The 17914-nt window shown below is 75.4% G+C and carries 18 protein-coding genes; 9 read left to right on the top strand and 9 right to left on the bottom strand.

Features of this window, described 5'->3' with window-relative positions; genetic code table 11:
• The 3 genes from KDL28_RS26415 to KDL28_RS26425 form a co-directional block, all read right to left on the bottom strand.
• A partial coding sequence (locus KDL28_RS26415) for an ABC transporter ATP-binding protein (protein WP_252442651.1) occupies positions 1–537 on the bottom strand: 537 nt, incomplete at its 3' end.
• Positions 534–2354: a permuted SH3 domain-containing protein gene (locus KDL28_RS26420; RefSeq protein ID WP_252442657.1), complete on the bottom strand. Its 1821-nt coding sequence runs from the start codon at positions 2352–2354 to the stop codon at positions 534–536. The genes KDL28_RS26420 and KDL28_RS26415, both read right to left, overlap by 4 nt.
• Positions 2355–2787: 433 nt before the next feature.
• Positions 2788–3528, bottom strand: coding sequence for a DUF4386 domain-containing protein (locus KDL28_RS26425; protein ID WP_252442659.1), 741 nt, complete (start codon positions 3526–3528; stop codon positions 2788–2790).
• Between the two features lie 174 nt (positions 3529–3702).
• Here KDL28_RS26425 and KDL28_RS26430 point away from each other — a divergent pair, with 174 nt between their 5' ends.
• Positions 3703–4416 carry a TetR/AcrR family transcriptional regulator gene (locus KDL28_RS26430; protein WP_252442661.1) on the top strand — a complete coding sequence of 238 codons (714 nt, stop codon included), beginning with the start codon at positions 3703–3705 and terminating at the stop codon, positions 4414–4416.
• A 22-nt stretch (positions 4417–4438) separates the two neighbouring features.
• On the opposite strand, the gene KDL28_RS26435 is transcribed toward KDL28_RS26430, so the two are convergent.
• The 5 genes from KDL28_RS26435 to KDL28_RS26455 all read right to left on the bottom strand — a co-directional run bounded on the left by KDL28_RS26435 (position 4439) and on the right by KDL28_RS26455 (position 7667).
• Positions 4439–4846 (bottom strand): nuclear transport factor 2 family protein, encoded by a 408-nt coding sequence (locus KDL28_RS26435; protein ID WP_252442663.1) that lies wholly within the window; start codon positions 4844–4846, stop codon positions 4439–4441.
• Between the two features lie 67 nt (positions 4847–4913).
• A complete protein-coding gene (locus tag KDL28_RS26440) occupies positions 4914–5192 on the bottom strand; it encodes a YggT family protein (RefSeq protein ID WP_252442666.1) in 279 nt (92 codons plus the stop codon).
• 143 nt (positions 5193–5335) lie between these two features.
• The gene (locus KDL28_RS26445) at positions 5336–6106 is read right to left on the bottom strand and encodes a hypothetical protein (protein ID WP_252442668.1); all 771 of its coding nucleotides are present in this window, start codon (positions 6104–6106) and stop codon (positions 5336–5338) included.
• Positions 6107–6296: 190 nt separating this feature from the next.
• A complete protein-coding gene (locus KDL28_RS26450) occupies positions 6297–6638 on the bottom strand; it encodes a hypothetical protein (RefSeq protein WP_252442670.1) in 342 nt (113 codons plus the stop codon).
• Positions 6639–6839: 201 nt separating this feature from the next.
• Positions 6840–7667, bottom strand: a complete 828-nt coding sequence (locus KDL28_RS26455) for an alpha/beta hydrolase (protein WP_252442672.1) — start codon at positions 7665–7667, stop codon at positions 6840–6842.
• Between the two features lie 168 nt (positions 7668–7835).
• On the opposite strand from KDL28_RS26455, the gene KDL28_RS26460 reads away from it, so the two are divergent.
• The 4 genes from KDL28_RS26460 (at position 7836) to KDL28_RS26475 (ending at position 11272) form a co-directional block, all read left to right on the top strand.
• Positions 7836–8243: a four-helix bundle copper-binding protein gene (locus tag KDL28_RS26460; RefSeq protein ID WP_252442674.1), complete on the top strand. Its 408-nt coding sequence runs from the start codon at positions 7836–7838 to the stop codon at positions 8241–8243.
• A 6-nt stretch (positions 8244–8249) separates the two neighbouring features.
• Positions 8250–9476: an epoxide hydrolase family protein gene (locus KDL28_RS26465; protein WP_308216067.1), complete on the top strand. Its 1227-nt coding sequence runs from the start codon at positions 8250–8252 to the stop codon at positions 9474–9476.
• Between the two features lie 202 nt (positions 9477–9678).
• Positions 9679–10284 carry a TetR/AcrR family transcriptional regulator gene (locus tag KDL28_RS26470; RefSeq protein ID WP_252442678.1) on the top strand — a complete coding sequence of 202 codons (606 nt, stop codon included), beginning with the start codon at positions 9679–9681 and terminating at the stop codon, positions 10282–10284.
• A gap of 10 nt (positions 10285–10294) precedes the next feature.
• Positions 10295–11272, top strand: a complete 978-nt coding sequence (locus KDL28_RS26475) for an EamA family transporter (protein ID WP_252442684.1) — start codon at positions 10295–10297, stop codon at positions 11270–11272.
• Between the two features lie 101 nt (positions 11273–11373).
• On the opposite strand, the gene KDL28_RS26480 is transcribed toward KDL28_RS26475, so the two are convergent.
• Positions 11374–11733: a helix-turn-helix domain-containing protein gene (locus KDL28_RS26480; RefSeq protein WP_252442686.1), complete on the bottom strand. Its 360-nt coding sequence runs from the start codon at positions 11731–11733 to the stop codon at positions 11374–11376.
• 362 nt (positions 11734–12095) lie between these two features.
• Here KDL28_RS26480 and KDL28_RS26485 point away from each other — a divergent pair, with 362 nt between their 5' ends.
• From KDL28_RS26485 to KDL28_RS26500, 4 genes are all read left to right on the top strand, one after another.
• Complete coding sequence (locus KDL28_RS26485; protein WP_252442689.1) at positions 12096–13787, top strand: dynamin family protein; 1692 nt, start codon at positions 12096–12098, stop codon at positions 13785–13787.
• Complete coding sequence (locus KDL28_RS26490; protein WP_252442692.1) at positions 13784–15427, top strand: GTPase; 1644 nt, start codon at positions 13784–13786, stop codon at positions 15425–15427. Before KDL28_RS26485 ends, KDL28_RS26490 begins: the two co-directional genes overlap by 4 nt.
• 96 nt (positions 15428–15523) lie before the next feature.
• Positions 15524–16615 carry a winged helix DNA-binding domain-containing protein gene (locus tag KDL28_RS26495; RefSeq protein WP_252442694.1) on the top strand — a complete coding sequence of 364 codons (1092 nt, stop codon included), beginning with the start codon at positions 15524–15526 and terminating at the stop codon, positions 16613–16615.
• 204 nt (positions 16616–16819) lie between these two features.
• Positions 16820–17842 (top strand): ABC transporter substrate-binding protein, encoded by a 1023-nt coding sequence (locus KDL28_RS26500; RefSeq protein ID WP_252442696.1) that lies wholly within the window; start codon positions 16820–16822, stop codon positions 17840–17842.
• Positions 17843–17914 lie beyond the last annotated feature (72 nt).

Genomic DNA, 17914 nt, shown 5'->3' on the forward strand with positions numbered 1-17914 from the left:
GTGGCTGTCACGCGCGCGGGTCGGCTCGTCGGCCAGCAGCCGGACGGGGTCGGTGGCGAGCGCCCTGGCGATCGCCACCCGCTGCTGCTGCCCACCGGAGAGCTCCGACGGCTTGTGGTGGATGCGCTCGGCCAGCCCGACCCGCTCCAGCGCGGTCAACGCGCGGCGCCGCCGTTCGCCGCCGCGGACCCCGGCGTAGGCCAGCGGCAGCTCGACGTTGCTCACCGCGGACGTGCGGGGGATCAGGTTGAACGACTGGAAGACGAAGCCGATCTTCCGGTTGCGGATCATCGACTGGCGGCGCTCGTCGAGGCGGCGGGTGTCGACCCCGTCGAGCGAGTACCGGCCGCTGGTCGGGGTGTCGAGGCAGCCGAGGATGTTCATCAGGGTCGACTTGCCCGAGCCCGACGCGCCCATCACCGCGACGTAGTCGCCGCGTTCGACGACCAGGTCGACCCGGTCGACCGCGCGCACGACGACGTCGTCGCGGCCGTAGGTCTTGGACACCGCCCGGAGCTCGATGACCGGGCGCCTCATCCGGTGCCCGTGGTCGGGCCGGTGCCGGGCAGCACCAGCTGGTCGCCGACGGCCACGCCGCTGGTGATCTCGGTGTCGGTGGTGCCCGAGACCCCGATCTGCACCGGCACGACCGTCTCGACACCGTCGCGCAGGACCGTGACGGTGTGCCGGTCGCCCGTGGTGGTGACCGCCTGGGTGGGCACCTTCAGCACGTTCTGCGCGGTCCCGGTGGTGATCGAGAGCTCGGCGGTGGACCCGACCCCGACCCCGGGCGGGGCGGTCTCCAGCGAGATCGTGATCGGGTAGAGCACGACGTTGTTGACCACCGTGCTCTGCGGGTCGACCCGGGTGACCGTCCCGGCGGCGGTGGTCCCGGTGCCGGGGAACGTGACGGTGGCCGGCTGGCCGAGCTCGACCGTCGCCGCGTCCGCTTCCGGGACGTTCGCGGTCACCGCGAGCGCGCTGAGGTTGGCGATGACGATGAAGCCCTCGCCCGCCGAGCCGGCCGCGGTGGACGCGGTGGACGCGGTGGCGCCGGAACCGCCGCCCGAGCCACCACCGGAAGCGCCACCGGATCCGGTCGCCGCCGACGCGGCGCCGGCGCCCGACCCGGAGGCGCTGCTGGACAGGCCCACCTCGCCGCTGACCGCCAGCACCACGCCGTCCTGCGGCGCGACCAGCACGGTGGCGTCGAGGTCGGCCTGCGCGGTGTCCACGGTGACCTGCGCGCTGTCCACGTTGGCCCGGGCCTGGGCGATCTGGGCGGGGGTCTGCGGGTTCAGGTTGGCCTGGGCGGTGAGCTGCGCGCTGGTCAGGTTGCCCTCGGCGGTGGTCACCGACTGCTCCGCGGTGGTGACCGCGTTCTCGTCGGCGAGCAGGGTCGTCTCCCGGGTCTGCTCGGCGGTGGTGATCGCCTGCTCGTCCTTGTCGAGGGTCGACTCCCGGGTCTGCTCCGCGGTGGTGATGGCCTGCCGGTCGGCCTGCAGCGTCGACGTCCGGGTGTTCTTCGCGGTCGTGGTCGCCCGCTTCGCCGTGGCGCAGCTGGACCCGGCGGAGGTGCCGGTACCGGCGTCGTCGCCGGCGGGGGCGGCCGCCGAACCGGAGCACGCCGTCCGCTCGTCGGCCTCCGCCGCGCTCACCAGCGCGTTCTGGGCGGTCGTGTCCGTGGCCAGCTTGGCCTTGGCGTCGGCGACGGCCTGTCCGGTCGACTCCCGGTCGTTGTCGAGCTGCTCCTCGGCGTTCTCGATCGCCGTGCGGGTCGACTCGTCGTCGAGGGCCAGCTGCGCCTTGGCCGCGTCGACCGAGACCCTGGCGTTGTCCAGCGCCTGCTGGGCCTGGGTGATCGCCAGCGCGTCCTGCTGCTTGCCGACCTCGGTGGGCCCGGCCTCGGCCTGCGCCAGCGCGGCGGCCGCGTTGTCGTACTGGGCCTGCGCGGTGCGCAGGGCGGCCCGGGCGCTCCCGTCGTCGATCGTGGCCAGCACCTGACCGGTCGTGACGGTGTCGCCGGGCTGCACGTTGACCGCGGTGACGGTCCCCGACACGGCGAAGTTCACCGGGGTGCTCTGCGCCGACTCGGCGTTGCCGCTGCCGGTGACGGTCGAGGTGACCGGACCCCGGACCACCGCGACCGTCCGCACCTCCGGTGGCGGGGCCTGCGGCCCGCCCACGGCCTGCACGGCCAGCCAGATCGCCGCGGCCAGGGCGACCAGCAGCGCGAGGTTGAGCCACCGGGTGCGCGGGCGCATGCCCCGGTACCGGGCGCGCAGCCGGGCCGCCCACGAGGGCCGGGATCGGCTGCTCGACGTGCGGGAGCGCGGGATGAACACCGTGCTCACGCGGCGACGCCCGTCGTCGGCCAGGCACAGATCGGCATGCTGTCCTCTCGTCCAGGACCCATTCCTGGGAGCTTCCTGTGGCGAGCCGAGAGAATGCTGTGCGACCGGCTCCCCGCATTCATGGAATTCGGACGATAGCGCCACGAAAGTTGGGTCCGGCAGTCGGGTCGGCCCGCGTGGACATTGAGAGATCCCTGAGGAAATGCCGGGGTCCTGGCTGAGAGTTCGCTGGCAGCCGCGCCGACCAGGTCCGGTCGGCGACGACTACGCCGACCGGACCAATGCTGACAACACCGTTGAGCGGTAGACGGAAGTGGGCGGCGTGGAGTCGGGCGGCGGCGGTCCGCCAGGCCGCGAATTCATATCGATCTGTTCGACGACCTGTGCATCTCGGGCCGGTTGCGCCAAGATGCGCACGCCGTTGTCGCCCGGTTCAGCCGGCGGCGTCCCCGCGGTCGCGGCCGGCGGCCGAGCGCCCGCGCAGCAGCAGGTAGCCGATCATCCAGAACTCGCCGACGGTCGCAGGCAGCACGAGGACCTGCGCGACGGCGGCGGGCAGGGCGGGGAACACGAGGGCGGCGAAGGCGCTCAGGACGTAGCCGACGCCGCCGATCACCAGGATCCAGCCGAGTGCGCTGGGCATGGTGGCACTGCGCCGGACCGCCCAGCCCATGGGCATCAGCCACAGGCCGAAGAAGAGGTTGCCCACGCCCCACACGGCGTCGTTGAGGTCGTAGAGCAGCAGCGCGGTGACCGCGGCGTCACCGCCGGGGGTGGTCGCACCCTGCACCGCGACCTCCAGCGCGGTCGCCGTGAACGCCGTCCCCACCAGCACGACGACGGAGTTCACCAGGCCGAACGCGGCCACGGCCGCTGCGGCGACGCGGTTCACCGGTCGCAGGAGCGCGAGGAAGTACAGCGCGGCCACCGCCTGGGTGAGGACCAGGGCGAGGTCGGCGGCGACCCCGAGGCGCGCGAGGCCCTCGTTGTCGACCAGGTTGGCCGCGGTGGCCGCGGCGTCGCCCGGGACGTAGAGCTGGGCGCGGATCACCAGGAAGCCGGTCATCCCGGCGAGGGCGACCCCGAGGTAGGCCAGGCCGGCACCGAGGGCGGCGCCGGGGGCGTGCCCCGGCCCGGTGCCGGTCGGTGCGGCGGTGGTCGTGGCGGTCGTCATGGGCGGTCCTCCGGGCGGTCGGGCCGATGCGGCGGGATGCCGCGCCAGTCTTACGGTGTAAGGCGTCCTTACCGCGTAAGGTAGCCGTACGTCGTAAGGTTGGTCAACGGGCAGCGGCGCACGATCGAGGACGGGGTGGCGAAGTAGGGTCGGCAGGAGCGAGAGGAGGGGTGCATGGCGGCGCAGCCCGACGCCGAACCCCGCCCCCGCGTGCCCCTGACCAAGCAGCGGGTCCTGCGGACGGCGGTGCGGATCGCCGACGCGCGCGGCATCACCGCGGTGACCATGCGCAACCTCGCCCAGGAGCTCGAGGTCGAGGCGATGTCGCTCTACCACCACGTCCCGGGCAAGGACCAGCTCCTCGACGGCATGGCGGAGGCCGTGGTGACCGAGATCAACACCGCGGTCGGGCTGGACGCGACCCCTCCCGCCGACCCACCCCCACCCGCCGACGGGTGGAAGGCCGTCGTGCGCGGGCGGATCCTCGCCGCCCGCGAGGTCATGCTCAACCACCCCTGGGCGCCCGGCGTCGTGGGGTCGCGCAGCACCATGACCCCCGCCGCGATGCGCTACTTCGACGCGCTGACCGGCCAGCTGCTGAGCGGTGGGCTGTCTCCCGACCTCGTCCACCACGGCCTGCACGCCCTCGGCAGCCGGGCACTCGGCTTCACCCTGGAGCTGTTCCAGGCCGCCGACGGGGGCGCGCCCGACCCGGACGCCGCGGAGATGATGCAGCAGCTCGCCCAGCAGTTCCCGAACGTGGTGGCCGTGCTGTCGGCCGCGTCGCACGACGGGGAGACCACCCTCGGCTGGTGCGACGACCAGGCCGAGTTCGAGTTCGGGTTGGACCTCGTCCTCGACGGGCTGGAGCGCCTGGCCGCGCGCTGACCCCCCGCGCGCCGGCCGTCGGCTACTCGGGCTTGCGGGCTCCCAACGGGGTGGGCTGGAAGCCGAGCAGTCGCCATGTGCCCTGCTGCCGCACCCAGACCGACAGCGTGCTGTTGTCGAGCTGGAGCGGGGCGCCGTCCAGCACGACCGAGCCGATCATCTTCCCGGCCACGACGGCGGTGTCCCCGACGATCGCGACCTGGTCGACGGGGTGCGCGATCTCCCGGTAGACCAGCGCCCCGTCGGCGATCTTCCGCAGCAGGGACTCGCGGGTGTCGCGCGTCCCGCTGGAGTGGGTGTAGGTCAGCTGCTCGTCGAGCAGGGCACCGAGCGCCGCGGTGTCGGCCGCGAGCATGGCGCGGTAGCGGGCGTCCTCGGCGTCGAGGACCTCCCGCTCGGGCCCGTCGGCTCCGGTGGGCGAGCTGGCCATGGTGATCCTCCGCGCGGTCGGACGACGAACCGGACCCGGACGATTGTCCTCGGCTCGGCCCCGGCGGTCAGAGGGAGAGGGCGACCGACCGCAGCAGCCAGACGGCGATGAAGACCACCGTGAAGGCCAGGTCGATCCTGACCCCGCCGGCGCCGACCGCGGGCAGCACGCGGCGCACCGGCGCGATCACCGGCTCGGTGATCGCGTGGGTCACCCGCTGCGCGCCGACCAGCCACTCCGCCCGGGAGCCGCCGATGACGCCGACCCAGTCGACGATCAACCGGGCCACCATCACCAGCCCGAACAGCAGCAGGACCAGGCCCAGCACCGAACCGATCGCCGACATCGGGTCCTCCTCCGCCGACGGCTCGGGGTTCTCTCACCCGCCGGCTCCTCCATCCTCCACGCTGGAGCTGAGCCGGTCCTGAGAATCGGACATGATTGCGGCCAGGCGGGCTGCTCGCCGCGGACGGGTGCGGCGGTCGCGGGTCAGCCGCTGAGGCCCCCGGAGCCACCGGCGCGGCGATCTGATGGCCTGGTCGGCCGGATCGGGACGGCCGCGGCGCAGATCTCGACGTCCCAGCCGAGCGCGGGATCGACCGTCGAGGTCAGCACCAGCTCGACGATCGCCCCGTCCCGCGGGCTCCACGGCCGGGAGCCCTCCCCGATCAGCGGGCCGAGGGCGTCGAGGGTCGGTTTCCAGAGTCCGAGCCAGTTGCGGCGCGGGCTGTGGCGGAAGCCGATGACCGCCGAGAGCGCCGTGCCCGGCGGCGGGCAGCTCGCCCCGGCCGCGACCAGCTGGGTGTGGATCTGCCGCTTGTAGGCGGTGGTCTGGGCGGACGCGGTCGTGCGCAGGTGGTGCACGGAGAGGTGATCGGGGGGAGGGCTCGGGCGGGCGGTGTCGAGGCGGGCGGTGGATCGCGGGCCGAACGCCTTGGTGGCGCGTGCGGCGACCAGGCGCCGCCCGCCCAGCCTGCGGGCCAGGGGGTACAGGTAGTTGTCGAGGTCGTGGTGGTCGAGCAGCGGGACCGTCGTCGGCAGGCCGACCGCCAGCTCCAGCGTCCACGGCGGCTCCGCGCGGAGGTGTGCGCTCAGGTCGAGCTCGGCGTGGTCGAGGAAGTCGGTGAGGCCCAGCTGCGCTGGGTGGCTCTTGGCGTCCCAGCTCTCGAGACGGGGAGGGAGTGAGAGCTCGACGGGCGTGGTGGCAGGCGCGGCGTAGAACCGGTGGCGCGCGCTGCGCCGGTCAGCGCCGGTGATCATCGGGACGGCGCGGGAGGCGTAGCTCCAGGCAGCCGACGAGGATCGGGTCGGCAGGAGGCGCGGCATCGGGGAGGTCGTCGGCATCGATCGGCTCGCCGTCCACTGCCGCTCCCCCCGTGGCCTGTTCAGGCGGTGCGGAAGGTATCGCAGCGGCTCCGCGCAGTCTCGGCGGCCACGTCCCGGTGGGGCGTCAGGCCGATCTCCGGTGCAGCTCTAGACCGACCTCGTCGACGCGCCGCACCGGGGACCGACGGACCGCGCGGTCGCGGGCGTGGTGCAGCCGTCCGGTGCGCGGCGCGTGCTCGCTCCGGCCGGAGGTCGTCGACGATCGCCGCCTGCCCGCGTCCCCGTGGTGCCGGACGCGCTCGACCGGTCGCGCCGGCGCCCGGACCTGGCCGGCCTCCGGCGCCCGCTGGAGCCGCACCGCCTCCTCCTCGTCCGGGTGCTGACCGAGCAGCACGTCCTCCACGCGTTCCATGAACAGCAGGAACGTCAGGAGGAGGAACGGGATCAGGAGCGGGATCAGGAGCACGGACTGCCTCCGGGGACGTTCGGCGGTTGTCGCGGGTCGGGCGGGTCGAACGGGTGCGAGCCGGGCCGGAACGGTGCGGCACCGCTGCTCACCCCGCGCTGCCCTGCCCGGATGGCCGACCGGAACCAGCAATGGTGGGCGTACCCCCGACCGGGCCGCTCTAACAGCACGGGCCGCGGCAACCGGACGGGCCTGGGCCGATCAGGCGCCGAGGTGCCGCGCGGCCTCCTCGGCGATGGCGGCGGGGACGACGTGCGGGCCGTCGAACTCGCGCACCTCGACCGGGATGTCCGCGGACCGCAGCGACGCCACGATGCGCCGGGTCGTGCGGTCGATGGGCAGGACCCGGTCGGCGCGGCCGTGGGAGATGTAGACGCTCGGGGTGCCGGTCCGGGGCACCGGCACGACGAACCCGGGGGAGAACGCCAGGACGTGGGTGAACAGGTCGGCGTTGGCCAACCCGAGCGACAGCGCGTAGGAGGCGCCGTCGGAGAACCCGCTGATCGCGAGCCGGGCGGGGTCGACGGGGAAGGCCGCGAGCACCTGGGCCACCGCGTCGTCGACCCGGCGGACGTCGGGTCCCCACCCGCCCCGCACCGCGTCCCAGGTGCTGCCCCGCGAGCCCGGGGCGAGCAGCAGGAGCCGGTGCGCGTCGGCGACGGGCGCGAGCGGGGCGAGCCCGGCCGTCGCGTCCCCGCCTGCCCCGTGCAGGCTCAGGACCAGCCGCGCCGGGGTGCCGTCGTCGAGCCCGGGTGGCACGCGCAGCAGCACCTCCGGCCCCGGGCCGAGGTCCAGGACGCGCACGCCCGGCTGCGGGTCGTCCGCGATGGGCGGGGTGGCCGGTGGCCGGGCGGCCAGCCGGGGTCCGCTCCCCGCTCGGGTCGTCGACGTGCCCATGTCCGGTGGCCCTCCTGGTGTCGTCGGGGTGCAGGCGGTCGCGGCGGCGGCGAGCGCGCCGAGCAGCACCGTGCGCCTGCGGCACACGGCGGCCCCGTCGGTCGGGCGCTGCCCGGTCGCGCTCCGGCGCACGCGGGCGTGGCTGCCCCGCTCGCGGGAGCTCAAACGCCGCCCGCCCGGCCCGATGACCGAGCGTGCATGCATCCCGGCTCGTCGGGCACCCCGCTCCGGTCGGCTGGCGAGCTGCCGGACCGCCTGATCGGCGTGAACCGACCAGTCCACTCCCGAGGAGGAACCACCATGACCCAGGCCGCAGCGATGCTGGAGACCTACCCGGCCGACCTCGGCAGCCTCGACCGCGAAGCGCTGGCGGAGTGCATCCGCGCGTGCGTCGACTGCGCCCAGGCGTGCACGGCCTGCGCCGACGCCTGCCTGAGCGAGGAGGCCGTCGCCGACCTGCGCACGTGCATCGGCCGCAACCTCGACTGCGCGGACGTGTGCGGGACGACCGCGCGGGTGCTGTCCCGGCGCACCGCCTCCGACGCCGACCTCACCCGCGCCCTGCTGGAGGCGTGCGCGACCGCGTGCCGGGCCTGCGGGGACGAGTGCGCGCGCCACGGCGAGATGGGCATGCAGCACTGCGAGGTGTGCGCGCAGGCGTGCCGGCGGTGCGAGCAGGCGTGCCGGGCGCTGCTGGCCTCGCTCTGACGCGCCGTGGATCCCGCCACGGGTCCGGCTGACGGGGGCGGTGGCGGGGCCCGGCCCTTCCGGATCGCCGTGGACGACGCCGTGCTGGACGACCTGGCGATCCGGTTGCAGCGCACGCGCTGGCCGGACGACGTGGGGGCGGGGTGGGCGGACGGCACCGACGTGGCCTACCTGCGGGAGCTGGTCGGCTACTGGCGGGACCGATTCGACTGGCGCGCGGCCGAGCAGCGGCTCAACCGCCTGCCCCAGTTCCGCGCCGGGATCGACGGCGTGGGTGTGCACTTCGTGCACGAGCGCGGCCGCGGCCCCGACCCGCTCCCGCTGGTGCTGACCCACGGCTGGCCGAGCACCTTCGCCGAACCGGGCGCGCTGGTCCCGATGCTGACCGACCCGGCCCGGTTCGGCGCCGACCCGGCCGACAGCTTCGACGTGGTGGTCCCGTCGCTGCCGGGCTTCGGGTTCAGCGATCGCCCGCGCGGGCCCGGCACCGCGCGGCGGCTACCGCGGCTGTGGGTCCGGTTGATGAGCGAGGTGCTCGGCTACCGGCGGTTCGCCGCGCACGGCACCGACATCGGCGCGTTCGTGACCAACCGGCTCGCGCTGGAGCACCCCGAGCACGTGGTCGGGGTGCACGTCGGGCACTGGGCCGAACCCGACGTCGACACCGCCGAGCTGACCGGGCAGGAGCGCCGCTTCGTCGAGGCCCGGGTGCGCAACGCCGAGGCCGAGGGCGGCTACGCGCACGTCCAACGGACCAGGCCGCAGTCGCTGGCCTTCGGGCTCACCGACTCCCCGGCCGGGCTGGCCGGCTGGATCGTGGAGAAGTGGCGCTCGTGGGGCGACTGCGCCGGGGACGTCGAGCGGCGCTTCACCAAGGACGACCTGCTGACCACCGTGATGATCTACTGGGTCACCGGGACCATCGCCTCGTCGGTGCGGCTGTACAAGGAGTGGGCGCTCGCGTCGCGCCCGCACCCCGCCTGCCCGGTCCCGCCGGTCCCGCCGGGCGCGGGGGAGTCGGCGCCGCTGCCGGCGGGCCGGCGGATCGAGCCGCCCGCCCGGCTGGCGCTGTTCCTGCCCGGGGGCGATCCGCCGCCGGTGAGCTGGATCGAGCGCGCCTACGCCCGTCCGCAGGTCGCCGTGATGCCGCGCGGCGGGCACTTCCCGGCGATGGAGGAGCCGCAACTGCTCGTCGAGGACATCCGCGCGTTCTTCCGCCCGCTGCGCCACTGAGCCGCGGTCAGTCGAACCGCACCCCGACGACGTGCACCACCGCCGCGATGACCGCGACCCGGTGGCACCGCGGCGAGGACGGCCTCGACCCGGCGATGTCGGGTGCGGTCTGCCCGGTGACCCGCGCTGGACCGCGTCCGCCCGGGAATGTACTGTGTGATACATAAAAATGTACTGCGCGGTACAAACGAGGGAGCGTGCGATGCGGACCGAGCCGAGCACGGCCAAGGGGCGGGCCACGGTGCAGCGGGTGATCGACGCGGCGTGCGAGCTGTTCGCCCGGCAGGGCGTCCGGGCCACCACGCTCGACCAGATCGGCACCCGCTCGGGCACCGGGCGCGGGCAGCTCTACCTCTACTTCGCCGGGAAGTCCGACCTGGTCGCCGCGGTCGTCGCACAGCAGGTCGAGCGGGTCCTCGACGCCCAGCGCCCGCTGCTGGAGACCGTCTCCACCGCCGCCGACGTGCGGGCGTGGTGCACCGCGGCCGAGCAGTGGTACGGCGCCGACGACCCGGTGCGCTGCCCGATCGGCTCCCTGGTCCACGAGCTCGGCGAGCAGGACGACGCCGCCCGCGCCGCGCTGGCCGACGGTTTCGGCCGCTGGCGCGCTGTGCTGGCCGCGGCCATGGACCGGGTGCGGCAGCACGACGAGCTCGCCGCCGACCTCGACCCGGACGCCGCCGCCGGCGCCCTGCTGGCCGCCTACCAGGGCGGGGTGCTGCTCGCCGGCGCCACCGGCGACCTCGCGGCGCTGCGCACCGCGCTCGCCGCCTTCCAGGCCACCGCGCTCGTCGAGCGGTCCCGGTGAGGAGCGGCGGATGCTGGTCGGTGTGGTGCTGGCGCTCGCCGCCAGCGTGGCCTACGGGCTCAGCGACGTCCTCAGCGGCTCGGCGGTGCGGCGCTACTCGACGGCGTCGGTGGCGCTGTGGTCGCAGCTGACCGGGCTGCTGCTGCTCGGGGCGGCCGCGCTGGTCGTGCGACCGGCGCTGAGCCGGCCCGCGGTCGGGTGGGGCCTCGCCGCGGGTGCCCTCGCCGCGGTCGCCCTGCTGCTGTTCTACACGGCGCTGCAGTACGGGCGCACCGCCGTCGTCGCCCCGGTGACCGGCTCCGGGGTGGTGATCCCGGTGGTCGCCGGCCTGCTCGGCGGGCAGGTGCTGGCCTGGCCCGCCGTCGTCGGCGTGGTGGCGGTGGTGGTCGGGGTGCTCGTGGTCGCCGCGACCGGCGACGGCGACGGTCCGGACACCAGCGGCGCGGGGGAGGGTGAGCACCGCAGGCTCGTGCGGCCCAGCCCGGCCCGCGCGCACCCCGTCCCGGCCGACGACCGGTGCGTGCCGGAGGACGACGCGACCTCCACCCGGGTCTCGGTGGTCCTCGCCGCGCTGGCCGCGCTGGGGTTCGGCGGCTTCTTCGTCCTGCTGGACCTGGCCACGACCGCGGCCGGTGCCGCCGATCCCGGTGGCCTGGGGCCGGCGATCGCCGTGGCCCTCGCGGTGCAGGTCGGGGCGCTGGTGGTGACCCTGCTCGCGGCGAGCCGGCACACCCGCGCCTGCCTCGCGCCGCACCCGCGGCTGCTGGCCACCGCGGGGGCGATCGGCCTCGTCGACGTGGTCGGTGACCTGGCGATCGTGGCCGCGGTGGGGATCGGCCCGCTGGCCGCCGTCGGACCGCTGGGTTCGCTCGACCCCGTCGTCTCCGTCGTGGTGGCCGTCGCCGTGCTCGGCGAGCGGCTGCGCGCCGTGCAGGCCCTCGGCATCGGCGCGGTGCTGGTCGGCGTGGTCCTGGTGGCCACCGGCTGATCCGATGAGCCGCCGACGCCACCCCGAGGTGTGCCCGGGCCGGAGCTTCCCCTCTCCGGCCCGGGCACGGCTCCGACCCTAGCGCCTATCGAACATGTGGTCTACAGCGGCTTGCGCGCAGGAGCCGGCGGGGGGTGCCTTCCCGGTGGGCCGGACGCGCCGTCCTGGCTCGCTTCGAGCTCGTCGATGCGGGAGCGGGCGGTGTCGAGCTGGTCCTGCAGGTCCACGATCCGCGTGGCCGCCTCGAGCGTCAGCCCCTGGTCGAGCAGCTCGCGCAGCCGGCCGGCGAGGACGAGCTGGCGGCGGGAGTAGCGGCGGTGCCCACCGCCGGAGCGCTGCGGGCGCAGGACGCCCGCGGCGTCGAGGCTGCGCAGGAACGCGGCCTGGACGTCGAGGACCTCGGCGGCCTGGCCCATGGTGAACGCGGGGTAGTCCTGGTCGTCGAGTCTGCTCACACCCATCGGTGCCGCGGTCCCTCCCTGTGGGGCGCTGTCGGGCCGGGGCCGACGACGAAGGCGGGACCCGACCTGACCGGCCGGGCCCCGCGTCGACAGAGAACCTATGGATGATCCAGATGTTCGGGGGCCGTCCTGATGATCACCCTCCGCGCGTCTCGACCGGTCGCCGTCCCTGTGGCGTTCATCGTCGTGCCTGCTGCAGCAATACTACTGCTGCGACTGCAGACCCTGTCAAGCGGTACCTCCAGAACATTCCGAGTTGCCGCGCGAACTGCTGCTCAGGCGGTGGGTAGTGGGTCGAATCCGGTTCGACCGCCTGCCGATCGGGCATACGCCGGGAGGATCCCGATCGACGAGGTGAGGGCATGCAGTCCGACGTCCCGCTCGCACAGGCGCTGATCGCGCTGCGCGAGGCGGCCAGCGCCGCCCCGTTCGCCTTGGAGGTGCCCGGGGCCGCGCAGGCCCGCGACGCCCGCGCCGAGCTCGTGCACCAGCTCGACGACTACGTCCTGCCGCGGCTGGGCCGCCTGGACGCCCCGCTGCTGACCGTCGTCGGCGGCTCCACCGGCGCCGGCAAGTCGACGGTGGTCAACAGCCTGGTCCGGGCGGCGGTCACGCCGTCCGGGGTGCTGCGCCCGACCACCCGCTCCCCGGTCCTGGTCTGCCACCCCGACGACCTGGCCTGGTTCGCCGACACCCGCGTGCTGCCCGACCTCACCCGCACCACCGGCGCCGGCACCGACCACGAGACGCTGCAGCTGGTCCCGTCCAGCGCGCTGGAGCCGGGGCTGGCCTTCCTCGACGCCCCCGACATCGACTCGGTCGTCGCGGCGAACCGCCGGCTGGCCGGGCAGCTGCTGGCCGCCGCCGACCTGTGGCTGTTCGTCACCACCGCCGCGCGCTACGCCGACGCCGTGCCGTGGGACGTGCTGGAGACCGCGGCGTCGCGCGGAACGGCGCTGGCCGTGCTGCTCGACCGCGTGCCGCCCGGCGCCGAGCACGACATCGCCGCGCACCTGCGGGAGATGCTCGCCCAGCACGGCCTCGGGGACGCGCCGCTGTTCGTCGTGCCCGAGACCGTCCTGGAGGAGGGGTTGCTGCCCGACGCGGTGATCGGACCGATCCGCGGCTGGTTCGACGACCTGGCCAAGGACGCCGCGCAGCGGGACGCCGTCGTCCGGCGCACCCTCGACGGCGCGCTGGACAGCCTCCGCCCGCGCACCACGGCCCTGGCCGCGCAGGCCAGGGCGCAGGTCGACGCGGCCACCCGGCTGCGCACCGACGTCCGCGCGGCCTACGAGTCGGCGCTCGCCGAGGTGGACACCGGCATGCGCGACGGTGTCCTGCTGCGCGGCGAGGTGCTGGCCCGCTGGCAGGAGTTCGTCGGCACCGGGGAGCTGCTGCGCACCCTGCAGGACAGGGTCGGGCGCTGGCGGGACCGGTTCACCGCGGCGCTGATGGGCAGGCCGCGCCCGGGCAGCGACCTGACCGTCGCGCTGGAGTCGGGGGTGGCGCTGCTCGTGGACAGCGCCGCCGAGCAGGCCGCCGAGCGCGCCGCGACGACCTGGCGGTCGAGCGCCGCGGGCGCCGCCCTGCTGCGCTCCGCGGAGGAGCGGCTCGACCGGGTGTCGCCCGGGTTCCGGGCCGACGCCGAGCGCACCGTGCGCGACTGGCAGGCCGCGGTGCTCGACCTCGTCCGGCGCGAGGGGGGCGAACGGCGCACGACGGCGCGCGTCGCCGCGTACAGCGTCAACGCCACCGGGCTGCTGGTGATGATCCTGGTGTTCGCCACGACGTCGGTGATGGCGCCGCCCATCGAGGTCGCGGTGGCCGGGGGCACCACGGTGCTGTCGCAGAAGGTGCTGGAGGCGATGTTCGGCGACCAGGCCGTGCGGGCGCTGGCCGACCAGGCCCGGGCCGACCTGCTCGACCGGGCCGCGGCGCTGCTGGGCCGCGAGGAGGCCCGGTTCGTCGGCCTGCTGGAGCGGTACGCGACCCGTCCCGACGACGCGACCGCGCTCGACCGGGCGGCCGCCGCGGTGGAGCGGGCCCGATGAAGCTGCGCACCGCCGACCGCGCACGCACCACCGCCGAGGAGGGCGTGGCGGCCCGGCTCCGCGCGCTCGACCGGGTCCTGGAGACCGGCGAGGGCCACCTCGACGAGGCCCGGCTGGCCCCGGCGCGGGCGCTGGCCCGGCGCGCGGGGGAGCGGCTTCGGCTGTCCGGCGCGCACACCGTCGTCGCCCTGGCCGGGGCGACCGGCAGCGGCAAGTCGTCCCTGTTCAACGCGCTGACCGGGGCGGACGTCTCGACCGTCGGGGTGCGCCGGCCGACCACGGGGGTCGCCCACGCCGCGGTGTGGGGCGGGGAGGGCGCCGGGCCGCTGCTCGACTGGCTGGAGATCCCGCGCCGCCACCTCGTCGAGCCCGCCGTCGGGACGAACCTCGACGGGCTGGTCCTGCTCGACCTGCCCGACCACGACTCCACCGAGGTGGCGCACCGGCTGGAGGTCGACCGGCTGGTCGCCCTGGTCGACGTGCTGGTCTGGGTGCTCGACCCGCAGAAGTACGCCGACGCCGCCGTGCACGACCGCTACCTGCGCCCGCTCGCCCGCCACGGCGAGGTGATGGTGGTCGTGCTCAACCAGGTCGACCGGCTCCCGGCCGAGCACGCGACCGCCGCGCTCGCCGACGTCCGGCGCCTGCTCGCCGACGACGGCCTGCCCGACGTCCCGGTGCTCGCGACGTCCGCGGTCGCCCCCGGCGGCCGCGCCGAACTGCAGGCCGTGCTCACCGGCGCGGTCGCCGCGCACCGCGCCGCGCTGCGCCGGGTGTCCGCCGACCTGGACGACGTGGCCGCCGATCTCGCCGACGTCGTCGCCGGCCCGGCGCGCACCGAGCTGCCCGTGGGCACGGCCCGCGAGCTGGTGACCGCCCTGAGCGCGGCCGCGGGAGTCCCCGCCGTCGGCGCCGCGGTGCAGCGCGCCGCGGTGCACCGCGCGGTGGCGGCCACCGGGTCGCCGTACACGCGGTGGCTGCGCCGGTTCCGACCCGATCCGCTGCGCCGGCTGCACCTGGACCGCGCGCGGCCGGTCCCGGCGGAGTCCAACGGCGACGCCCCGGTCGCCCGGACGTCGCTGCCCGCGGCGTCGGCCGTGGAGCGCTCCCGGGTCGACCTCGCCCTGCGCGCGCTGGCCGACTCGGCCGCCGACGGCCTGCCCGACCCGTGGCCGGACACCGTCCGCGCCGCCGCTCGGTCCCGCTCCGCCGACCTCCCCGACGCCCTCGACCGCGCCGTCGCGACCACCGACCTCGGGCTCGAGCGCAAACCGGTGTGGTGGCGCGCGGTGGGGCTGCTGCAGGTGCTGCTCGCCGTGCTCGCGCTGGCCGGCGGCCTGTGGCTGGCCGGGCTCTACGTGCTGACCGTGTTGCGCCTGCCGGAGCCGGGGACCCCGGACATCGGCGAGCTGCCCCTGCCGACGGCGCTGCTGCTCGGCGGGCTGCTGGCCGGGTTGCTGGTCGCCGTGCTGGCCAGGCTGCCGGCGCGGGTGGGCGCTCGGCGCCGGCGGGAGGCGGTCGAGTCGAGGTTGCGCTCGGCGGTGACGGGGGTCGCCGACGAGCTGGTGCTGGCTCCGGTGGCCGCCGAGCTGGCGGCCTACGGCGGGCTGCGGGAGGCCGTCGCGCGGCTCCGCGGCTGAACCGGCGGGCGGAGCACCACCACCTCGCCATGCCGGCCATGACGCCCCGCGGGCGGCGCGGCACTCTCGGGGCATGACGTGGCGGGCCGGTGCGCCGTGACCCTCGATCCGCTCGCCGTCGTGCGTCGACGGCTGCGGCAGCAGCGCCTGGTCGGTGAGCCCTTCGCGGGTCCGGAGCAGGCCGTGGCCTGGTCGGGGGCCGTGCAGGGCCAGGAGTTCGCCGAGGTGAAGTGGTCGCTGGCGCAGCGCACCGCCGGGTACACGGACGCCGAGGTCGAGGAGGTGCTCGACCGGGGGGACCTCCTGCGGACGCACCTGCTGCGCCCCACCTGGCACCTGGTGACCCGGACCGACATCCGCTGGCTGCTGCGGTTGACCCGGCCGCGCGTGCACGCGCTCAACCGGTACTGGTACCGGAAGTTCGAGCTCGACGCGGCGCTGCTGGCGCGCGGCCGGCGGGTCGTCGCCGCTGCGGTGGGCGGCGGGCCGCAGACCAGGGCCGAACTGGCCCGGCGGCTGCGCGCCGAGGGCATCGAGGCCGACGGGCTCCGGCTGGGCTACCTGCTCATGCACGCCGAGCTGGAGGAGGTGCTGTGCAGCGGGCCGCGGCGCGGCAAGCAGCAGACCTACGCGCTGCTCGACGACCGCGCCCCGACCGCGCCGACCGACGACCGCCCCCACGACGAGGCCGTCGCCGAACTCGCGCTGCGCTACTTCCGCAGCCACGGGCCGGCCACGGTGCGCGACTTCGCCGCCTGGTCGAGCCTCACCGTCGCCGACACCCGCGCGGCCCTCGACCGGATCGGCGACGCCCTGGAACGCGAGGACCACGACGGCACCGCGTGGTACGCGGAGCCGCAGGTGGCGCCGGCCGCGGAGCCGGCCGGGCCCACCGGGCTGCTGCTGGCGATGTACGACGAGACGATCGTGGCCCACCAGGACCTCCGGGTCGTGCTCGCGCACCCGGGTGCCCCCGGCGAGCCGGTCGAGCGCGCCGTCGTCGTCGACGGCCGGGCGGTCGGCACCTGGAAGCGCACGCTCACCCGCCGGTCCACCACGGTGCACGTCGCGCTCTTCGGGCCGGTCGATCCCGACGGATCCGCCGCCCTCGCCGCCGAGGTGCAGCGCTTCGGTCGGTTCCTGGGGCTGCCCGCCGACCTCGTCGCGGAGCAGGTGGGCGGCGCCTGATCCCCGTCCGGCGCGGGCCGGGGCGGGTTGGCCCGGGGCGCAGCACAAGCGTTACCGCACTCGGTGGGACGAGTTCTTGCGAGCACCCGATCGGGTGCTCCAGGATGCGCGGGACGCGTGTCGGGGCCTCGTCGGCGAGGCCGTCGGGCGTCGGCTCGTCCGCCACTTCCCCCAGGTCGCCGCCGCCCGAGGAGGACGTCCACGATGACCAGGTCGGGTGCCCCCGCTCCCCGGGCGAGGCGATCGCTGCTGATCCCCTTCGCCGTCGCCGCGTTCCTGATCACCACGGCGTGCAGCGCGTTGAGCGGGTCGCAGGCCCAACCGCAGCAGGCGGCTCCGGGGCCCGCGCAGCCCGGGAACCTGGAGAAGACCGAGCTGCAGGTGGGGGTGCTGCCGATCGTCGACCTCGCCGCCGTGCAGCGCGCGCAGAGCGCGGGCCACTTCGGCGCCGAGGGGCTCGACGTGACGCTGGTGACGATCCAGGGCGGGGCGGTGGCGATCCCGCAGCTGGTCTCCGGCGACCTCGATCTGAGCTGGACCAGCTGGCCGTCCGTGATCCTGGCCCAGGCCCAGGGCATCGACGACTTCCGCGTCCTGCAGCCCGGCTACGAGACGGCGGAGAAGTCGTTCCAGCTGGTGACGATGCCGGACTCGGTGGTACGCACCCCGCAGGACCTGGCGGGCAAGCGGGTGGCCACCAACACGTTCAACAGCATCACCGAGATCATGGCCCGCTCGGCGATGCAGGACGCCGGGGTCGACCCGGAGACCGTGGAGTTCGTCGAGCTGCCCTTCCCGGACATGATCCCGGGCCTGCAGAACGACCAGATCGACGCGGCCATCCTGCTGGAGCCGTTCATCGCGCTGGCCAAGAGCCGGCTCGACGCGCGGAGCGTCCTGGACGTGGCCGCCGGGCCGACGGCGGAGCTGCCCATCGCGGGCGTCGCCACCACGTCCCGGTTCGCCCAGGAGAACCCGAACACCCTCGCCGCGTTCGAGCGCGCGCTGGGCAAGGCGCAGTACGAGATGGCCGACCGGTCGGTCGTCGAGCAGACCCTGCCGGAGTACACCACGGTCGAGCCGGAGATCGTGGCGCAGCTGACGCTCGGGGCCTGGCCTACGGCGCTGGCGGCGCCCGACCTGCAACGGGTGTCGGACCTGATGCTGCGCTTCGGGGTGCTCACGCAGGAGTTCGACGTCGCGGAGCTGCTCGCGCCGCCGGGCTGACCGACCGGCGAGCGGGGCGCGGTCGGAACCCGCTCCTGGTCGTCCGGGCGGCGATCGGGTAGAGAGACGAGG

The sequence above is a fragment of the Pseudonocardia humida genome (assembly GCF_023898865.1).
In the GTDB taxonomy this organism is placed as follows: domain Bacteria; phylum Actinomycetota; class Actinomycetes; order Mycobacteriales; family Pseudonocardiaceae; genus Pseudonocardia; species Pseudonocardia humida.